The organism is Thermovenabulum sp., assembly GCF_049701175.1.
Taxonomy (GTDB): Bacteria; Bacillota; Thermosediminibacteria; order Thermosediminibacterales; family Thermosediminibacteraceae; genus Thermovenabulum.
This window is the reverse complement of record NZ_JBNATW010000037.1, coordinates 1-19398: the sequence shown is the minus strand read 5'-3', so window position 1 is coordinate 19398 and position 19398 is coordinate 1. Positions and strand designations below refer to the sequence as shown.

At 32.9% G+C, this 19398-nt stretch carries 26 protein-coding genes; all 26 read right to left on the bottom strand.

What is annotated here, in order from left to right; all coding sequences use genetic code 11:
- Positions 1 to 62: 62 nt before the first annotated feature.
- The 26 genes from ACPLVF_RS10825 to ACPLVF_RS10700 all read right to left on the bottom strand — a co-directional run bounded on the left by ACPLVF_RS10825 (position 63) and on the right by ACPLVF_RS10700 (position 19234).
- Entirely contained in the window at positions 63 to 578 is a 516-nt protein-coding gene (locus ACPLVF_RS10825) for a SpoIIIAH-like family protein (protein ID WP_424907849.1), read from the bottom strand.
- A gap of 17 nt (positions 579 to 595) precedes the next feature.
- Positions 596 to 1183: a stage III sporulation protein AG gene (locus tag ACPLVF_RS10820; RefSeq protein ID WP_424907848.1), complete on the bottom strand. Its 588-nt coding sequence runs from the start codon at positions 1181 to 1183 to the stop codon at positions 596 to 598.
- The gene (spoIIIAF, locus tag ACPLVF_RS10815) at positions 1183 to 1776 is read right to left on the bottom strand and encodes a stage III sporulation protein AF (RefSeq protein WP_424907847.1); all 594 of its coding nucleotides are present in this window, start codon (positions 1774 to 1776) and stop codon (positions 1183 to 1185) included. The genes ACPLVF_RS10820 and spoIIIAF overlap by 1 nt, the downstream gene beginning before the upstream one ends.
- Before the next feature lie 4 nt (positions 1777 to 1780).
- Positions 1781 to 2956, bottom strand: a complete 1176-nt coding sequence (gene spoIIIAE, locus ACPLVF_RS10810; protein WP_424907846.1) for a stage III sporulation protein AE — start codon at positions 2954 to 2956, stop codon at positions 1781 to 1783.
- Between the two features lie 14 nt (positions 2957 to 2970).
- Entirely contained in the window at positions 2971 to 3357 is a 387-nt protein-coding gene (gene spoIIIAD / locus ACPLVF_RS10805) for a stage III sporulation protein AD (RefSeq protein ID WP_424907845.1), read from the bottom strand.
- A 23-nt stretch (positions 3358 to 3380) separates the two neighbouring features.
- A complete protein-coding gene (gene spoIIIAC, locus ACPLVF_RS10800) occupies positions 3381 to 3581 on the bottom strand; it encodes a stage III sporulation protein AC (RefSeq protein WP_424907844.1) in 201 nt (66 codons plus the stop codon).
- A 15-nt stretch (positions 3582 to 3596) separates the two neighbouring features.
- On the bottom strand, positions 3597 to 4118 hold the full coding sequence (spoIIIAB, locus tag ACPLVF_RS10795; RefSeq protein WP_424907843.1) for a stage III sporulation protein SpoIIIAB: 522 nt from the start codon (positions 4116 to 4118) through the stop codon (positions 3597 to 3599).
- Positions 4108 to 5124, bottom strand: a complete 1017-nt coding sequence (spoIIIAA, locus tag ACPLVF_RS10790) for a stage III sporulation protein AA (RefSeq protein WP_424907842.1) — start codon at positions 5122 to 5124, stop codon at positions 4108 to 4110. The genes spoIIIAB and spoIIIAA overlap by 11 nt, the downstream gene beginning before the upstream one ends.
- A 100-nt stretch (positions 5125 to 5224) precedes the next feature.
- Positions 5225 to 5707 carry a CD1247 N-terminal domain-containing protein gene (locus tag ACPLVF_RS10785; RefSeq protein WP_424907841.1) on the bottom strand — a complete coding sequence of 161 codons (483 nt, stop codon included), beginning with the start codon at positions 5705 to 5707 and terminating at the stop codon, positions 5225 to 5227.
- Positions 5708 to 5725: 18 nt separating this feature from the next.
- Positions 5726 to 6283 carry an elongation factor P gene (gene efp / locus ACPLVF_RS10780; RefSeq protein ID WP_424907840.1) on the bottom strand — a complete coding sequence of 186 codons (558 nt, stop codon included), beginning with the start codon at positions 6281 to 6283 and terminating at the stop codon, positions 5726 to 5728.
- A gap of 46 nt (positions 6284 to 6329) precedes the next feature.
- Positions 6330 to 7403 (bottom strand): M24 family metallopeptidase, encoded by a 1074-nt coding sequence (locus ACPLVF_RS10775; RefSeq protein ID WP_424907839.1) that lies wholly within the window; start codon positions 7401 to 7403, stop codon positions 6330 to 6332.
- A 122-nt stretch (positions 7404 to 7525) separates the two neighbouring features.
- Positions 7526 to 7981, bottom strand: a complete 456-nt coding sequence (pilO, locus tag ACPLVF_RS10770) for a type 4a pilus biogenesis protein PilO (RefSeq protein ID WP_424907850.1) — start codon at positions 7979 to 7981, stop codon at positions 7526 to 7528.
- Positions 7982 to 8103: 122 nt separating this feature from the next.
- Complete coding sequence (locus ACPLVF_RS10765; RefSeq protein ID WP_424907838.1) at positions 8104 to 8634, bottom strand: PilN domain-containing protein; 531 nt, start codon at positions 8632 to 8634, stop codon at positions 8104 to 8106.
- A gap of 1 nt (position 8635) precedes the next feature.
- Positions 8636 to 9514: a type IV pilus biogenesis protein PilM gene (pilM, locus tag ACPLVF_RS10760; RefSeq protein WP_424907837.1), complete on the bottom strand. Its 879-nt coding sequence runs from the start codon at positions 9512 to 9514 to the stop codon at positions 8636 to 8638.
- Positions 9515 to 9526: 12 nt separating this feature from the next.
- On the bottom strand, positions 9527 to 9799 hold the full coding sequence (locus tag ACPLVF_RS10755; protein WP_424907836.1) for a late competence development ComFB family protein: 273 nt from the start codon (positions 9797 to 9799) through the stop codon (positions 9527 to 9529).
- A gap of 26 nt (positions 9800 to 9825) precedes the next feature.
- The gene (locus ACPLVF_RS10750) at positions 9826 to 10353 is read right to left on the bottom strand and encodes a PilW family protein (RefSeq protein WP_424907835.1); all 528 of its coding nucleotides are present in this window, start codon (positions 10351 to 10353) and stop codon (positions 9826 to 9828) included.
- Positions 10325 to 10708: a type IV pilus modification PilV family protein gene (locus ACPLVF_RS10745; RefSeq protein ID WP_424907834.1), complete on the bottom strand. Its 384-nt coding sequence runs from the start codon at positions 10706 to 10708 to the stop codon at positions 10325 to 10327. The genes ACPLVF_RS10750 and ACPLVF_RS10745 overlap by 29 nt, the downstream gene beginning before the upstream one ends.
- A gap of 29 nt (positions 10709 to 10737) precedes the next feature.
- Positions 10738 to 11199 (bottom strand): GspH/FimT family pseudopilin, encoded by a 462-nt coding sequence (locus ACPLVF_RS10740; protein WP_424907833.1) that lies wholly within the window; start codon positions 11197 to 11199, stop codon positions 10738 to 10740.
- Between the two features lie 18 nt (positions 11200 to 11217).
- Positions 11218 to 11955, bottom strand: a complete 738-nt coding sequence (locus ACPLVF_RS10735; protein ID WP_424907832.1) for a prepilin peptidase — start codon at positions 11953 to 11955, stop codon at positions 11218 to 11220.
- A 159-nt stretch (positions 11956 to 12114) separates the two neighbouring features.
- Positions 12115 to 12447 (bottom strand): type IV pilin protein, encoded by a 333-nt coding sequence (locus tag ACPLVF_RS10730; protein WP_424907831.1) that lies wholly within the window; start codon positions 12445 to 12447, stop codon positions 12115 to 12117.
- Between the two features lie 45 nt (positions 12448 to 12492).
- Positions 12493 to 13698: a type II secretion system F family protein gene (locus ACPLVF_RS10725; RefSeq protein ID WP_424907830.1), complete on the bottom strand. Its 1206-nt coding sequence runs from the start codon at positions 13696 to 13698 to the stop codon at positions 12493 to 12495.
- A 9-nt stretch (positions 13699 to 13707) separates the two neighbouring features.
- Positions 13708 to 14760, bottom strand: a complete 1053-nt coding sequence (locus ACPLVF_RS10720) for a type IV pilus twitching motility protein PilT (protein ID WP_424907829.1) — start codon at positions 14758 to 14760, stop codon at positions 13708 to 13710.
- Between the two features lie 2 nt (positions 14761 to 14762).
- Positions 14763 to 16448 (bottom strand): GspE/PulE family protein, encoded by a 1686-nt coding sequence (locus ACPLVF_RS10715; RefSeq protein WP_424907828.1) that lies wholly within the window; start codon positions 16446 to 16448, stop codon positions 14763 to 14765.
- 97 nt (positions 16449 to 16545) lie between these two features.
- Positions 16546 to 17052 (bottom strand): YqeG family HAD IIIA-type phosphatase, encoded by a 507-nt coding sequence (locus ACPLVF_RS10710; protein ID WP_424907827.1) that lies wholly within the window; start codon positions 17050 to 17052, stop codon positions 16546 to 16548.
- 137 nt (positions 17053 to 17189) lie between these two features.
- Positions 17190 to 18821: a hydroxylamine reductase gene (hcp, locus tag ACPLVF_RS10705; RefSeq protein WP_424907826.1), complete on the bottom strand. Its 1632-nt coding sequence runs from the start codon at positions 18819 to 18821 to the stop codon at positions 17190 to 17192.
- Positions 18822 to 18841: 20 nt separating this feature from the next.
- Positions 18842 to 19234 carry an RrF2 family transcriptional regulator gene (locus ACPLVF_RS10700; RefSeq protein WP_424907825.1) on the bottom strand — a complete coding sequence of 131 codons (393 nt, stop codon included), beginning with the start codon at positions 19232 to 19234 and terminating at the stop codon, positions 18842 to 18844.
- Positions 19235 to 19398 lie beyond the last annotated feature (164 nt).

Sequence of the window (19398 nt, the reverse complement as noted above, 5' to 3'; positions counted from 1 at the left end):
CTACATTTTTTCTGCTTTTTCCTCCTTTTTGACCTAAAAATATTTTACACTATCAATATTTTTTATTTTCTCTCTACTATCGTAATCTTATCAATGGGAAGACCTGTGATCCTCGTCACTATATCGGTAATTTGAGCTACTTCCTTAGTCTGCAAGCCGCTGGATTTTACAACAACATTTGCGGAATTTTCAGCGAGCAACACTACCGAGTCTTCAAAACCTTTTGCTTTTATTAAATTCTCCATCATCATTTCTTTTTCTATCTTCTGAGCAAGGGCAATTAAATCCTTTTGTGCTTTCTCTTTTGATTCTTTGCTCGCATTGGGATTGTTAATGATTTCTCTTAAATAATCTGCTTCCTGGCTTCTCAACCTATCCCTTTCCAGCCTGTAATCAATAAAGAAATTTTTTTCCAATCCATTTTTATTCACTATTTGCACCGTATTCTTTTCATTTTTATCTGTTCTTATATAAGAGAGCTTGGGATAATCGTTTTTTACCATTAAATAAACTGAAAAAACTAATAAAATCAATAAAACGCTTACTATTATTCTTTTTCTTGTTAGCAAAAACGTCATTTGTCTTCCCCCCTCTTTTAATTTTTTACATAAGGAAGAATATTAATTTTATATACCGGAATATTCAAAAGGGTTGATGCAGCTTTAGTCAACCTATCTACAATTTCTGAAGATTCTCCTCCTTCAGCTACAATTAATACTCCTTTTATTTCAGGTATAACTTTTTTTACAATTAAGGCCTCACTTTTATTTTCCTTATTCACTAAAACAACTTGTTTATTTACTTCTCTTTCAGTAACTGTCCTCATCCCTCCTTCATTATCTTTTTCTTCGGTAACGGTTTCTCCTTCCACCGTATTGAAAGCCGGTTCTACTTCTTCCTCGCTTCCAAAGGTAATCATAACCTTTACCTTCCCTACACCTTCTACCCTGCTTAATACTTCTTCTAATTTTTTCTCTATATTTTTTTGATAATCCTCAGTCACTACATTTTCTATAACACTTTTTTGCCCCCCAACAGAATTATTTTCCTTTTTTAAAAAAAAACCCCCGAACGTCATGAGAAAAATTCCTAATATGAAGAGAAAAATAATAATTTTATTGTTAAATACTAAATTTATTAACTTATCTTCCTTTATAAAATCTTCCTTTATAAAATTTTTCATCAGGATCCCTCCAGCTCTATATTTATGTTTTCTTTGGGGATATTATAAATATTGCTTAAAACCTCAATTAAATTTTTTATACTTTCATCACTTTCTTCACTTTCGTTATTTTTACTCAAATCCACCGAGACCTTCTTAATTTTTTGCTCAGCAATTTTACCTTTATTTTTTATTTCTAAATTTATTGTTTTAATTTCCCCAAAGTTTTTATTTTCCTTATCTTCTACTTCCACTGTAATCCTGTCAACTTCATAATCTGTCAACTTTTTGATTTGGTATTCTATTATACTTTCCAATTCATTTTTGTAATTTTTTACTACATTTCTTTTTGCTTCTTCGCTTTTGGAGAGTTGGTATAAATCTGCTGCATCCCTTCTGTCCAAGAAACTTTTAACGTTAAAATAATTCTGATCATAAATCATATTTCTATCTAAAAACATTATAACGGGATTCAATAAAGCTAAAACTATCAGCATTCCTATAACTACCTTTACATATCTTGAAAAACTACCACTCGGTATGAAAAAATCTATAAATACAGAAAACATAACTATAATAATTATCTGTTTTACCCAAGCTACTAAAGACTCCATTATTTCACCTCATCATTGTGGCAGTATTACCCGCAGATAAAATTACTGTTATAGCTATAAAAAACATTATGGATACCGAAGCAATACAAATAATTACCAATACTAAACTATTTGCAATATCTTCCAAACTTTTTACCAATGATTTTTCTCCAAGAGGCTGGATAACAGCTGCAGCAATTCTATAAATAAACACTATGGAAAATATTTTTAATATAGGAAAGGCTGTAATAATAATCACTACAATAAGCCCTGCCAAGCTCAACATATTCTTTATAATCAAAGAACACCCGATAACTGTATCTACCGTATCCGCAAATACTCCACCTACAATAGGAATTAAATTTTTAGAAGCAAATTTCATGGTTCTGATAAAAATCCCATCAACTGCTGAAGATGCTGCTCCGGTTACCACTATGGTTCCTAAAAAAACGCATAGGAATAAACCAATTAATAGTATCATCACTTGTTTTAAAAGGACTGCCAATTGTGAAACGTGAAAACTTTCCGAAATATTATTAACTATATTTAAAATCGCAATTAAAACTACAATTGGTAGTATAATATCTTTTATCCAAGTGCTTGAAGCGGTTATTGCCGCAAATATGTAAGGGTGTAAAACAGCTGTTGATACCTTTCCGCCTACTGCTAACAGCAAGGACATCATAACGGGCAAAAGGGACTGCATAAAAGAAACCATTTTTTCTATTGCTTGTTTTCCTGCTGATAATGCTACATAAAAACTCTGAACCGCAATTATTATCAAAACCATATAAATTACACTATGTGCTAAATTACTTATATTTTTATTTTCAAAATTTAACTCCATATTTTTCAAAACTGCAAAAACTACAGCCATAGCTATGAGTTTTGCAAGAAGGTTATAATTGGCTTTTATCTCTTTAAAAAGGTATTCTAAAAGCCCGATAAAAAAACTTTTTACATCAAATCTGCTTTTTCCTTTGACAAAATCCAACATGAAATTTAAACCAAAGGAAGGCATATAATCTTTGTATTCTCTTTCAATTTCCTCTAAAAAAGAATTTATCCTATCTAATTCCATATCTTTCAATTGGCTTTCTACTTCATCGGTTATATCTGCAAAGCAAATATTAGGTTTGTTAATACTGACCGTGTAAAAAAATAATATGAATATCAATATCATTAAAATCTTTTTTCTCAAAGAGACCCTCCTTCTTAAGGAAGTATCTTAAAAAGAGTCTGAACCACGGCAAAAATTATTGGAATTGAAAGGTACATTATTATTGCTTTTGCCGCAAACTCAATTTTTGATGCTATTGAGGTAGAACCATAATCTCTACAAATTTGTGCACCAAACTCTGCTATATATGTAATTCCTATTATTTTTAAAATAGTATTAAAATAAAAGGACTGAATATTGGATTTTGATGCTAACTCGCTTAAAACATCTATAACCGAACCTATTTTATTTAAAACCATTAAAAATATGACTATTCCTGCTACTATAGAAAGCTGTATTGCAATCTCTTGCCTATCTTTATTTAAAAGGACTATAAATATTGCGCAAACGATACCTATTCCGACTATTTTTATAATTTCCATCAATACACCCCTTCAAGAAAAAATTAATAATATATTTGAAACATGGTTTTTATATTAGAAAACAATCGAGTAAGTAAGGGTATAATCATTAAAAGTACTAAAATAACACCTGCAAGTGTTGTAAATTGGGCTTGTTCCTCTCGGCCCGATCTTATTAAAACACTATTAATTATTGAAATAACTATGCCAATAGCAGCAATTTTAAATAAAATATTTACTTCCATACTTTTTCCCCCTAACTACAATAATAAAAGAACTATTAAAAGTCCTGTCATGACCCCTAAATATTTCCATACCCTTTCATTTTTATCTTTATCCTCTTCCGCTTTCACTTCTTGAGATTTTAATTGGGAAATGACAAGCTTCAATTTATTTATCTGGTCTTCTCTATCGGACGTTCCCAAATATTTACCGAAAGCATAAAGTATATCAAAATCCGTTTCATTTAAGGATTTAGCCTTAGAATAAGATTTTAAAGCCTTTTCCCAAGCCTCTGATGCAGTAAAACCGTCCATTGAATTTATATACTCTCTCGTTTTTGAAAAAAGGAAAGCTACATCTTTGTCACACCTTAATGCTACATTGCGTAAAGCCTCCGGTAATGGAGAATTTGAAAAATTTATTTCGGTTTCCAGCATTGAAAGAGCATTTTGTAATTGTCTTAATAATTTTGGCCGTTCATTATAATAATTTGCTATTATAAATCCTATGGAAGATGAAGAAGCAAGAATCAGAATTCCTCCTAAAACTTTAAACAACATTCAAATACCCCCTTTTCATCAAAACACCATTAAATATCAATTCACAATTTTCATCCAAAACCTTTTCCAAGGTCCCAGCCCCTTTTGTAAAGCCCAAAATTACATACCTATCAAAAATTCCTCTTTCAACAATCTCTCTTAGAATAGGTCTTTTTTTTACATCTTCAATATCCTTGCCATGAGCAGTAGCAATAAGTTTTACACCCGCATTAATAGCTTCTTCTATTGCAGTCACATCCTCGGGTCTTCCTATTTCGTCGGTTGCTATTATTTCAGGAGACATAGATCTTAAAAGCATCATAATCCCTAAAGCTTTTGGACATGCATCCAGTACATCGGTCCTTAAACCTACATCCTTCTGAGGTATCCCCTCAAAACAGCTTGCAATCTCGGAACGTTCATCTACTACACCCACTTTAAATCCTCTTAAATTCAACTTTGGATTTCCATTGCTAATCTGCCTTATTAGATCCCTTAAAAGCGTAGTCTTTCCTGCCTTTGGTGGCGATAATATCAAAGTGTTTAATATCTGGCCATCTTTATCTATAATAAAGGGCAAAACCTTGTCTGCTGCACCGATTACCTCCCTCGCTATGCGAATGTTAAAACCTGAAATGTGCTTTAATGTTTTTATTTTCCCATTTTCTACTACAGCTTTCCCAACCAATCCTATCCTGTGGCCGCCTTTAAGTGTCAGATAACCATTTTTTATTTCTTCTTCTACTGCATATATAGAATTTTGACTTATCAGAGAAAGCAACCTTAAAGCATCTTCTTCAGTTACCTTATAGGCTATTGCTGGATTTTGAGTTAAAAATCCTTCGAATGTAACAAAAAAATCATTTTCAGTAAAAATCAATGTTAGTGGTTTACCTGTGCGAAGTCTTATCTCTTCAAGTTCCGCTAACTTTTCGTCTTTTATTTTCTGCATTATTCCTCTTATATTTATAGGTAATATCGGCAAAATATCTTTTTCAAATAACCTGAAAAAGTTTTCTTTGTACAAACCTTGTCCCCCCTTGTTATAAATTTATATTTGAAAAAAAGGGGTAATATGACTTTAAAAAAGAAAAATAAATAAAAAAAAGAGGGTATTCACACCCTCCTTAATCTTCCTGTTCCTTACTATCTTCTTCAAAATTAAGATTTATTTCTGTTTTGCAGTTAGGACATTCGGTAACTTCGTTGTTATCCAAAAGGCTTTTGTCAATGTATATAGTTTCACGGCAATTAGGGCATTCTATTTCTACTAAATCGTTTTCGTCAAAATCTATTTCATCATAATCCTCGTCATCTTCTTCATCTTCGTCTTCCTCTTCCTCATCGTATAAATAATCTTCATCGTCTTCATCCTCTTCGTAATCTAAATCTCCATAAAGCTCTTCTTCTAATCTTCCTAAATCCTCGTCAATACTTTCAACATACTCCTGCGTGGCCTCAGAGAAAGCCCTTACTTCATCGATTTCATTAGCAATTTCTTCAAGTAAATTTATGACTTCCAAAAGTAATCTTTTTTCCTTCGAATCCTCTAGTCCTAAGCCATCCGCAAGACCTTTTACATAGGATACTTTAGCCTTCAAATCACTCATATAAATCCTCCTTTGAAATTAAACTCGGCTTAAATATTCACCCGTTCTGGTATCAATCCTTATTACATCGCCTATTTCAACAAAAAGCGGAACCTGCACTACAGCACCTGTTTCAAGGGTAGCAGGCTTTGAACCACCCGTTGCAGTATCACCTCTAAATCCGGGCTCCGTTTCTACAACCTTAAGTTCAACAAATGTAGGAAGCTCAATACCAATGGCTTTCCCCTCATAGAAAACAACCATTACTTCCAAGTTTTCCTTTAAAAACTTCAGTGCATCACCCAACTGTTCTTTGGTTAAAGGTATTTGTTCATAAGTTTGTGTGTCCATAAAATAGTATGTACCATCTGTCTCGTATAAATACTGCATAGTTTTTCTTTCTAAAATAGCCCTGTTCAATTTTTCACCTGCGCGAAAGTTTCTTTCAAAGACCTGCCCAGTTTTTACATTTTTAATCTTCGTCCTTACGAAAGCCGCCCCTTTACCTGGCTTTACGTGCTGGAATTCAACAACAACATAAACTTCTCCATCAATTTCAACCGTTACCCCGGGCCTTAAGTCATTCGTTGAAATCATATTTAGATACCTCCATTCTTAGTATTTTCATTAAAAGAATATAACATTATAAAATTATCAAATCCTTACTGGATTTTGTCAAGTTCTTTATACCCTGCTCAGTAACAACTACCAAATCTTCAATTCTTACACCACCAAAATTTTCGACATATATTCCCGGTTCTACGGTAATAACCATACCAGGCTTTAATTCTTCTTCACCAAGTTTGGACAGCTTCGGTTCTTCGTGTATCTCAATTCCAACTCCGTGCCCTAAACCATGTCCAAAATTTGGGCCAAAGCCTTCACTTTCAATGATATCCCTTGAAACCTTGTCAACATCCTTACCCAGAACACCCGGCTTTATGTATTCCAATGCTTTCTCCTGTGCTTCCCTAACTATTCTATAAATCTTTATCTGTTCTTCATTGGGTTTGCCCAAGAATACCGTCCTTGTCATATCTGAACAGTAGTGCTTAAATTTTGCCCCAAAATCTAATGTTACAAAATCCCCTGTCTTTAATTTTCTTTCAGTGGGTTCTCCGTGAGGCAAAGAAGCCCTTTCACCGCTTGCAACAATCGTTGGAAAAGATAGACCTTCAGCGCCATTTTTCTTAATGAAAAATTCCAATTCAATAGCTATTTCTTTCTCCGATATCCCCGGTTTTATAAAGTCCAATATATATATAAACGCCATGTCCGCAATCTTTTGAGCTGTTTTTATATTTTCAATTTCCTCTTCATCCTTTATCATTCTTATTTTCTCTACCACACCGCCGATTCTACCAATTTCTATGCCTTCCAAATTTTGCTTTAAATCCTCGAAATTCTTTAAAGTAATTATATTTTCTTCGATTCCTGTATTATATATGTTATTTTCTTTTAAAACCTCTGAAAGAAGGTTATAAGGTGAAATTCCCGGCTTATACTCCACTATTTCACTATACGGACTTTCCTTCTTTGCCTGTTCTACGTATCTAAAATCAGTAAATATGTAAATTTTATTTTCAGTAATCAAAATAAAACCTTCACCGGTATAACCACAAAGATAGTATATGTTTTCGGGTTTAAAAATAACAGCAGAATTTAAATTTTTTTTCTTTAATGCACTGCGAAGCTTTTCAATGCGGATATTGCTCACTTTTTCCCTCCCTTCCAAATTTTTAAATTAAAATTATAATCAAATTTATATTACCATATTTAACTAATATTGAATAGGATTTCTTTAAAACATTATAATTTATGAAAAAATAGAGTAAAAATTTAGTAATAAACGTATCTAACTTTCAATTCAACACTTCCAAGATTCTCATTATTAAAGTTTATTACAAAGCTGTCTATAAAGGTCAACCTCTTTTGGTTTTCAAAATCCGAAATAAAAGAATATAAATCTTTTTTACTTCCTTCTATCTGAATAAAAAAAGATGCATATTTTTCACCTTTTTCTCCCGTATTTTCTCCTTCAGGTTTTATCATCAAAATTTTAACATTATTTTTAGCCGACAATAAATCAATACTTTCTATAATATTTTCTAAATCACCATTATCAGGAAGTATATTTAATACCTCTTCTTTTTTCTTTTTAAATTCTCCCATATATTTTTTTTCTCGCATTAAATCATTATAATAATCTACCATTTTTTTATATTCTTCCCTCAATGACATCAACTTTTCCTGCTTTTGTTTATAGTTTTGAAGTAAAGGTATAAAAATATTCATAATAATATAAAAAATAAGAACTATAAAAAGTAAAAGAAGAAGATTTTTCTCCCTCCGTGAAAGTTTTGAATTTATCTTAAAAAAAAATTTTATTGGTCTCATTTTTTCACCCTGTCAAATTATTACTTTAAAATCACATTCAATTCAAAATAATATACATTTCTTGAAGTATCGAAGCGGATGTGATTTAAAAATATATCTTTTATTTTATCAATAGCTTTCAATTTATTTATATAGTTTGAACAGGAAAGCAATGAAGAGCTAAAACCGACAATGCCAACATTTTTTGTGTCTTTTAGAATAATTGAAGTTAAAACAATATCACCAGATTTTTGACCTTCAATTTTAGAAATTAAATCTGAAAAATAGGTTTTGCCTTTAATTAAACTTAAATATATTGCTTCCCTTTTCCTTAAATCATTTAATTCCCTTTGAAAATCCTTTTCCTCACCCAACTGGTTTTGTATTCTTAGTATTTTATCTTGATAAAGTGCTATATCCCTTTCTAAGAAAAAGATATTCGCAAAAAAAGTAACAAAAAAATAAAGCAGAACAAGTACTACTACTCCTATGCAAAAAGAAGTAACCAATAATTTTCTTTTATTTCTCCTTTTTAAAAGTATCTCCTGCGGAATCAAGTTTAGCTTGCTCATTTTATCCCCTCATTGCAAACCCTAAGGCATTGCAGTAATCCGATAAATCAAAAAAGGATGCATTTTTCAATGCGTAAACTTTTAACTCCTCTGGTTTCAAATCCCTCGCAAAAATGATTTCAGAACTCAAATTTTCAAATAACATTCCTGCTATATAAGAAACCTTGCTTCCTCCACCAATTAACACAATTTTCTCTACCTGTTTACCCTTTCTTTGAATGGAGTAATAATCTATGAATCTTGTAAATTCTTGAATAAATTCTACTATCTTAGATCTTTCTGAGGAAACTGAAAAATTAAAGGTTTTACTAAAAAAAAGCATACCATTTTCTAAAATAGCTGCCTCACTGTGGCTCTGGCCTAAATCCAGTATAACTATAACTTCCTCTTTAAATTTTTCTTTAAATACCCGGCTAACCGCTAAAGGATATACATCAACTGCTTCCACAAAAAATCCCGCTTTTTCAAATATTTTAATATATTCTTTTATCACTGCTGTTGATGCTGCTGCTAAGAGAATTTGTGCATTTTGGTCGTTTTCTGAAATTATTTCATAATCAAAAGTAAAATCGTCCTTAATAACCATGCTAAAATCTTGAGCTTCCCAATAAACGGCTTCCTTTAATTCTTTAGAATTCATTTTAGGAAGGGAAATATTCCTATAGACAATGTGCTTTGAAGGAAGCCCAAATACCACGTTCTTCTTGCCCATTTTCAATCTAATATCCTTTAAAAGGGAAAGTATATCTTCTTCATCATCTTTTTTTTCTACTTTCATAAATTCCTTTATATAAATTCCATTTTTTGTTTTAAAGGCTTCAACAGCTTTAATAAATGCACTGCCTATATCGATGCCAATTTTTGTCTTTTTTTTGAACATCTTAACACCTCATCAGTGATGCGGTTTCCTTGATACTATCTCAATAGCCTTTAAAATTTCAACTAAAGCATCTGCCCTAAATTGCTGGCTCAAAAGCTCCACCTTAGTAAAAACTTCACCCGACTCCGTAACGGTATATTTTGGAGGAAGGTGATTCAAGGCTATCGCGGCAATATCCATTTTACACCTTTCACAGCTACAAAAATCCTTTTTTTCCATTAAAATTTCATCTAATATTTGAAAAACCACGTCTTCCATAAAATTCTTTAATTTTAACTCCTTCATTCAATCATCCTCTCAATATATAAATTTTAATTGACCAAAAAGAACAAAGGAGTGGAATAGGAAGTAAAAGTATATTCCAAATCGTTGTATTTCACCTTTATATAAATTTTTATTTTACCGATATTTTTATCTTCCCATGAAAAACTTAGGTCTTCGACCTGCGCAACAGGATTTGAAACATTATTGCTTTCTCTATAAAGAGTCTTATTGCCTGAATTAAAATAATAATAAACGCTTTCCCTTTGCCCCTGAGAATTAATAAATACGATTTCTATTTTTTTAAAATTTCCACTTCCGGTCCCCTCTTCGTCCAATAAATTTACTTCCTTAGCATATTTTACATCTTCTATAATCCTGTTTAAAACAGTCCTTGCGTTTAAAATGCTGTCGCTTTTTTTCAAAATAACGCCGTAGGTTGAAACAGTCCCTTTATAAGCGCTCAAGACAGTAACCACAATTAAACTCATAATGGCAAGGGTTAAAACAAGCTCTATCAATGTAAATCCTTTTCTACTTTTTTTAATTTCAATTAAATTTTCCTTTAAAAGTCGCAATCGTAACCGACCCGCCTTTATCATTTTTCCCTTCAACCGTTACAATCAACTTGATTAGGCCGGAATTTTGTGCAATAATTTTTATTTTTCTGTTAAACATATATCCATTATAACTTAAATCCCTTTCTTCCTCCTCATATATATTAGAATTAGAGGGAATTTTAGCATAAAGCTCGCCGAAACTTTTAGAAACTAATTCTTCCATTTTTTGCTCAGCCAAATGGGTATAAATCGTCCTATCTTCACTTACCCTTTCCGTTAATAAATTGTCATTTAGCAGCATAAAACTGGGGATAAAAATCAAAGCCAACAGGGCAACCGATAAAACTACTTCTATAAGGGTGTAACCTTTCATATATAAAACCTCTTTTTAAAAACTTACATTTAATTAGCCGGCGGTGAATCGCTTATCCTTACCCTTGCAGTAACAGGAGTTACAATTACATATAAAGTTTTAGATTTCCCCTTTATTGCAATAGTGCCACCTTGCGAAGGTACACCAGAAGGATAAAATTCTACAGTGTTGCTCGGAAAGTTGGTGTAACAAAATGTAATACCTGAAGGGAGGGTATACTTTATACCCTGAATTGAATTTAATACCTGATAGCTGTTCTTTGAATCCAAGTCAAATACAATCCTAATAGTTTTGCTTTCAGATACCGCTCGTTCCCTTGCAATCAATATATGCCTTGCAATCTGTTCACAGGCAATACTTAGTTTAAAATTATCAACCGTAGTTTCAAATTTTGGAATAGCAAAAGTAGCTAAAATCCCTATAATTCCTATCACAACAATTAATTCTATTAATGTAAAACCATAAGATTTAGAAGGTATGCTTTTAATCATTTAAATCTCATTCCACCACTACATTAAAAACGTATTAATGTAATAATTTAAAATTTCTTCACCATAAAAAATAGAAAAAACCGCACCTAAACTCAAAAAAGGCCCAAAGGGAATATGGTCCTTTCTGTTTTTTATTTTACTTAATATTAATAATATTCCAATAAAAGCTCCAACGACAAAGGAAATTAAAAGCGAAAGTAAAATAAGCTTTTTTCCGACAAAAAGCCCTATTAAAAAGGCAAGCTTTACATCCCCTGCCCCCATACCGCCGCGAGAAAAAAGGTAAATTAAAGTCATAACAAAAAGGCCTAAAATTGCGCCTAAAAGATAGGTCAGAAAATTTTTTTCCAAAAGTGAAAATAAAATTCCTGCAATAACCCCAAATAAAACAACCTCATTTGAAATTATATAATGCTCCAAATCAATAAAGGATACAATAACTAACAAGCTTATAAATAGAGCATATTTTAAAAAATGAATATTAAAACCAAATTTATTAAACAAAAATAAAAATAATAATGCGTTTATTATCTCAATTAAAAAATACCTTTCCGGAATTTTAGCCTTACAACTTCTGCAGCGCCCCTTTTGAAATAAAAAGCTCAAAATAGGGATAAGTTCGTAAAACCTAAGCCTTTTTTTGCAAAAAGGGCAGTGAGAGGAGGGATATATTATGGACATATTTCGTGGTAGCCTGTATACTACCACATTGATGAAACTTCCTATTATAGCTCCTAAGATAAAAGAAAACAGCATTATATCCCTCCGGGGGTAATTTTATAAAACAATTCTTTATTGAAAACTTTTAAATATTTTTAACAAACCAAAATAATTAGAAAGAATATATATTTGAATTTAAAATATAAATCATGTTGAATAAATACACAGTCGATTTTTATAAATTTTAGTTAATATTTATTGTTGTTTTTTAGTAATTGTAACCTTACCAGTACTACTATCAATGCTTATATTATATTTCGAATCTATTTCAGCATAATTATTAATGTAATTTTGTAATTCACTAAAATTTGTTGGATATTTTCCATTTTCCGCATAATATCTTTCAACAGCATTTTGAATTTGCACAGTATTAAATTCTATAGTCTTTTCTTCTGCATTTTCTAAAGTTTTTTTAACATTCGGTACCGCAATCGTAGCTAAAATACCCAAAATTGCTATTACCACAATCAATTCAATCAATGTAAAGCCTTTTTTATCTTTTAATATCTTTTTAATCCTTAAAAGCATGCCCCCCGTGCACCCCCTTTCTTTCCAATTTATAGATTATTATTTTTAATAAAAACTGTAAATAGTAAAAATTGGCATTACTATGGCAACTACTATAAAACCCACTATCAAAGCCAATGATACTATCATTATAGGTTCAATTAAGCTTAAAAGCCTTTCCCTTTCAAATTCCATTTCATTTTCAAAAAATCCTGCAGTTCTTGAAAGCATATCTTCCAAAGCACCTGCTTCTTCTCCAACGCCTATCATTTTTTTAAGCATCATGGGAAGCTCACTTCTTTCCAAAGCCTCATATAAACTTTTACCCTTCCGCAAATCTTCCCTTGCCTTTTCTAAATCTTTCTCAAAAACCCTATTTTGTATTACTCTTTCTACTACCTCTAAGGATTTTAATATTGGGATACCGCTTGCGATAAGTATTGCCAAAGTGCTTGCAAAATTTGCTGTAAGCCCTTTTCTTATAAACCTCCCAATAATGGGAAGGTTAAGTTTATAATAATCCATCTTATAGGCAATTTGTGGATTTTCCATCAATTTATAATATAAAGCTATAACTAAAATTACAAAAAGCAATATTATTATCAAAATGGTATTAAATTTTTGACTGATTAATAAAAGCACCCTTGTCGTAAAAGGAAGCTCAGCCTTTGCTTCTGAAAAAAGGCTGACAAAAGTAGGGATTACACTGTTCATTAAAAAAACTACCACAAAAAAGGCGACTATACTGAGTACTATAGGATAGGTTAAAGAGTTTTTTATTTTTTCCCTCTGTTTTGATAAATTTTCGAAGTAAACTGAAAGTTTTTTTAGCACCTCATCGAGCCTACCGCTTACTTCACCCGCTTCAACCATACTGATGAGAATTTCAGGGAATATATTACTTTCGTTTTTAAAAGCCTCAGCTAATGTAAGCCCTCTTTTTAAATCATACACCATTTTTTCTAAAGTCTTTTTAAAGACGGGGTTTGGTGTCTGCTGTGATATAATGCTTAAACATTCTATTACAGGTATGCCAGCTTCCAGCATTATGGCAAATTGCCTGCAAAAAACAGCAAAATCCTTGTAACCGATTCTAGAAGTCAATAACCTTAATGAATCAACAAGGCTTTTGTTTTTTCTTTTTTCAATCCTTACGGGAATGTAACCCTTTTTTTTCAGCATATCTGCGACATCGCTTTTGTCGTTGCAATCAAAAAATCCTTCAACTACATCTCCCTGAAAGCTAACTCCCTTATAATAAAATGTATCCATTTGTTTCACCTACTGAACAAGGCTGTATTCTCTGAGGTAGTTTTCAAAAACCTCTTTAGATATTAAGCCCCCTTCTAAAAGCTTTTGAAGGGACTGTTCCATCGTCTGCATACCGAATTTTGCACCGGTCTGCATCGCTGATAAAAGCTGGTGTGTCTTGCCTTCCCTTATTAAATTTTTTACTGCAGGAGTTGCAACAAGTATCTCAAAGGCTGCAATCCTCCCTTTCCCATCAGCCCTCGGTAAAAGCCTCTGAGCAATAACACAGGCCAATATGTCAGAGAGCTGAACCCTTATTTGGTTTTGTTGATGAGGAGGGAATATATCAACGATCCTTTCTATTGCTCCTATAGCGCTTGAGGTATGTAAGGTTGACATCACCAAATGTCCAGTCTCTGCCGCAGTAATAGCAGATGCCATTGTATTTAGGTCTCGCATTTCGCCTATCATTATTACATCGGGATCTTCTCTTAAAGCTGAAATTAAAGCTCTATCAAAGGATTTAGTATCCTCTCCCACTTCCCTTTGATGAATAATGCTTTTATTGTGTCTATGAAGGTATTCAATAGGATCCTCAATAGTTACGATATGGCAGTTTTTTTGACTGTTTATAAAATCTATTATGGCCGCAAGAGTAGTTGACTTTCCGCTGCCGGTCGGACCCGTAACTATAATTAAGCCCTTTTCCAGCAATGCAAACTTTTTCAAAATAGGAGGTATTTGAAGTTCTTCAAAGGATGGGATCCTATCAGGTATAATCCTAATGGCAAAAGCAGGAGTCCCCCTTTGCATGAATAAATTCACCCTGAATCTTCCCAAGCCGTGGATAGAGTAAGCAAAATCGATTTCTCCATTTTCCCTAAATTTTTGAATCTGCTCTGTTTTTAAAACATTTAATACAATTTCTTCTAATTCAGAAACCGTAAAGATTTCTTCACCGGATAATGCAACAAGTTCACCGTTTACCCTCAAAATGGGAGGAAGGTTTACAGAAATATGAACATCTGAAGCTCTTTTAAGCAAAGCATTTTCCAAGATTTTGAGCAATCTTTCCTTTCCCATTCTCAATCCTCTTCCGAATAAAGTACTTTTAATATTTCATCCAAAGTAGTTATTCCCCGTTTTACCATCTCAAATCCAACCTCTTTCATGGGTTTAAACCCCATTTCGGTGCTTTTTACTGCTATTTCTTTTGTCGAGGCTTTTTTTGCGATTAATTCCCTAAGTTCCGCATTTACGGTAAGTATTTCAGCTAATACGGTCCTTCCCTTAAAACCCGTATTGCTGCAAAAATTACATCCCCTGCTTTTATATAAAATTAATTTTTCCTGCCCTTCAAAAAAGGCCCTCTCATGAGGCAAAGCCTCGTACTCCTCCTTGCAGTATGGGCAATTTTTCCTTACAAGCCTTTGAGCAATAATCCCCACTAAGCACGAAGCAACAAGATAGGGTTCAAGCCCCATATCAAGGAGCCTTGTAATAGTTCCAATAGCATTGTTGGTGTGCAATGTAGAAAAAACAAGATGCCCTGTAAGCGCTGCCCTTACCGCTATATCTGCTGTTTCCGCATCCCTTATTTCTCCTACCATTATTATATCAGGGTCCTGCCTCAAAATCGACCTCAATCCGTTTGCAAAAGAAAATCCGGTTTTAGGATTTATCTGAACCTGATTTATCCCTTGTAAAAGATATTCGACAGGATCCTCTAAGGTAATAATATTTTTAGTAGGATTATTAATCTTATTTAACATAGAATAAAGGGTTGTTGTCTTTCCGCTTCCCGTTGGACCAGTTACAAGTATCATTCCGTAAGGAATCTTAAGCATTTTTTCAATGATTATTATTTGTTCATTATTAAACCCAAGTTCTTCAAGTCCTAAAAGGGTATGCTTCCTGTTAAAGATCCTCAGAACTATTTTTTCACCGTGCACCGTAGGAAGGGTTGAAACCCTTATATCGATATTGCTGCTTTCAATTTGAAGCTCAAGATGCCCATCCTGAGGCAATCTACGCTGGGTAATGTCCATACCAGCCAAGATTTTTATCCTTGTAAGCACAGAAGGAAGTAAGTTTTTAGGCCACCGTATAACTTCATATAATTCTCCATCTATTCTAAATCGGACTCGTATGTTCTTCTCCTGTGGCTCAATATGTATGTCGCTTGCATTTTCTTTTACTGCTTGATGAATAATAGTATTAATAAGCCTTATTACAGGAGCAGTTTCTTCTTCGGGGATATCTATTATACCTATTGCTTCATCATCTGCTGTACCAAGTTCACTTTTTACTTCTTGTAATACTTTTTGAATAATCTCTTTTGAAGAATAATAATTGTCTATTGCTTTTTCTATTTCAGACTTTGTTGCTAAAACTATTTCCACATTTAAGCCAGTCAGCATTTTTACATCATCTATTGCTATAATATTAAAAGGGTCATTTACAGCAAGGGTTAATGTATTATTTTCTATTTTAACGGGGAAGATCATGTATTTTCTCGCAATGGATTCGGGCAAAAGTTTTACTATTTCCGGTTCAATAAGGTATTTATGCAAATTTATTCTCGGTATACCGAGTTGATACTGCAGCACTTCTACCATTTCTTCTTCTGTTATAAAACCCTGTTTTATTAAAATCTCTCCTAATCTTTCGCCTGTCTTTTTTTGTATTTCCAAAGCTCTGCTTAGCTGATCTGGCGTTATCAGTTTTTCTTCCAATAAGATATCTCCAAGTCGCTTTCTGCTTTTTGCCATTTTAGCCCCCCAAAATCCTTCGAATAATTATTATTCTTATATTCAACATTTTATAAATAAATCCTTCATTTTTCGATATTTTATTACATCTTTTTATTTATTTTTCTTTTTTTCTATAAAATCTTTCTAAAACCCTCGATTCTAATCTCCTCATAAATTTTGTAAAAAATAATTCTTTCTCTGCCAACGGCCTTACTAAAATAGCAAAAAGCCCCATCCTTTTTGCTCCCAATATATCCGTAAATAACTGATCGCCGATTACTGCAGTTTCTTCCCGTGATGTCCCCAATATTTTCATTCCTTTAATAAATACTCCTTTTGCAGGTTTGAATGCTATACCCTCTACCGCAGGTATCCCTAATTTTTTTGCACATTCCTTTATCCTGCTTGCCCTGTTATTAGAAATAATGCAGAATTTAAATCCCATTTGTTTGGCATTCAAAAGCCATTGAGTGAGTTTTTCATCAATATTAGAAGAGTTCCAGGGCAAGAGGGTATTGTCAAGGTCTATAAGTATACCCTTAATGTTTTTTTCTTTCAATATTTCAAAATCCAATTCATAAATATCCTTTATAAAAATATCGGGCATCAAAAAATTGATCATATATACCTTTTTCCCTTTCTCCCTTTTTATTTATTTTATTATAGCATATATATTTTCCCACAAAAACTTTTATTATTTTATCGAATTTTATTGATAAAAATTAAGGAAGGGAATTTTTATCCCTTCCTCTTTTCTTATTACCCTATTAAAACCTTTATATCGTTTTCCACATCAGTAATACCGCCGATATTGAATTTTTCTACAAGCACTTTTGCAACACCCGGTGATAAAAATGCGGGAAGCGTAGGCCCAAGGTGTATATTCTTTACACCTAAGTAAAGAAGTGCCAAGAGTACTGCAACAGCTTTCTGTTCATACCAAGCAATATTGTAGACTATTGGAAGTTCATTTATATCGTTTAATCCAAAAACTTCTTTTAGCTTTAAGGCTATAACCGCTAAGGAGTAAGAGTCGTTACACTGTCCAGCATCTAAAACTCGCGGTATGCCATTTATATCGCCTAAATTAAGTTTATTGTACCTGTATTTTGCGCATCCAGCAGTTAAGATTACAGTATCTTTGGGAAGTGCCTTTGCAAATTCGGTGTAGTATTCTCTGCTCTTAAACCTTCCATCGCATCCCGCCATTACCACAAATTTCTTAATAGCACCGGATTTTACCGCTTCTACCACTTTATCAGCAAGGGCAAGAACCTGGTTATGGGCAAATCCGCCTATTATTTCTCCTTTTTCAATTTCTACTGGAGGTTTGCACCTTTTTGCATGCTCGATGATTTCAGAAAAATCCTTTTTACCGTCTGGCCCTATGGGTATATGCTTTACTCCTTCAAATCCTACTACATTGGTAGTGTAAAGCCTATCTTTATAGCTTTCCTTTGGCGGTATTAAGCAGTTGGTAGTCATTAAAATAGGTCCGTTAAAGCTTTCAAATTCCTTATCCTGCAACCACCAGGAATTGCCGTAATTTCCTGCAAAATGAGGGTACTTCTTAAAAGCAGGGTAATAATGGGCAGGTAGCATTTCTCCATGGGTATAAACATCTATCCCGGTTCCCATCGTCTGCTTTAAGAGTTCTTCTAAGTCTTTCAAATCATGGCCGGAAACTAAGATGCCGGGATTATTTCTTACTCCAATATTTACCTTTGTTATTTCAGGGTTTCCGTAAGTAGAAGTATTGGCTTTATCAAGCAGGGAGAGGGTTTCTACAGCATATTTTCCGCATTCTATTACAAGGGAAAAGAGTTCATCAGGAGAAATATCTTTTCTTAGAATTTCTGACAAAGCTTTTTCTATAAACTTAAAAATTTCTTCATTTTTAAATCCAAGGACGTAAGCATGGAAAGCGTATGCTGCAATCCCCTTAACACCGTAAGTCAATAGCTCTTTTAAAGACCTAATATCCTCATTTTCTTCAGATAGAACTCCAACATTATCCGCTTTTTTTATAAATTCTATTCTTGTGCTGCCAGTCCATGTAGAAGCATCGGGGAGGTTTTGGTCATCCAAATTCAGCCTTGATTTTATTTCTTCCCTTAAAGCAAGAGCCTTTTTTATAGCCAAAACAAAATACTCTTCGTCAAAGTTTACATTTGTTAGCGTAGAAAACAGACTTTCAATCATGAATTTATCAATCTTTTCTTCTGCCAAGCCTTTTTCTCGCGCTTTTTGATTTACGTAAGCAATACCTTTTAAAGTATAGATAAGTAAGTCCTGTAGTTTTGCAGTATCTTCCGATTTTCCGCACACCCCTCTTACGGTGCAACCTTGATTTTTGGCAGTTTCCTGACATTGAAAGCAAAACATTGACATAATATCACTCCTTAATTTTTTTATTTTATTTCCCCTATATAATCGCTTAATTTTTTACTTTTAAGAAACATTAAAAATTCACTGCTCAATTTTCCAAATATACCCCCAAATATACACGATTTAAAATAACACTTTTTGTCATAGCCCATAGGACATGGATTTTCAGACAAAGGTCCTTCCACAGCCTCAAATATATCATATAAAGTAATCTCATCAGGACCCTTTGCGAGGGTAAAGCCTCCCTTTGGTCCTCTCACTGAACGCAGAAGGCCAAATTTTGATAACCTTTGCATTACCTTTGCAAGATGGGCTTCAGAAGCATTTAATTTAATTGCAATATCTTTTACATTTAAATATTCCTTTTCATTAGTAGAAGCAATTAATACCATGCTATGAAAAGCTAAGGAAAGCATTTCTGATATACCAAAAAGATTTATAATTTTTTCACCTCCCTCTATTTAGGTATTTTAATACCAAAATTCTTTATTGTCAATGCCTTTTTTAAATTTTTTTAATTAATTTTGAGTGAATTGCGATGATCAGAGAAGCAGATGAAATACCGATTTTAGGGCATTCA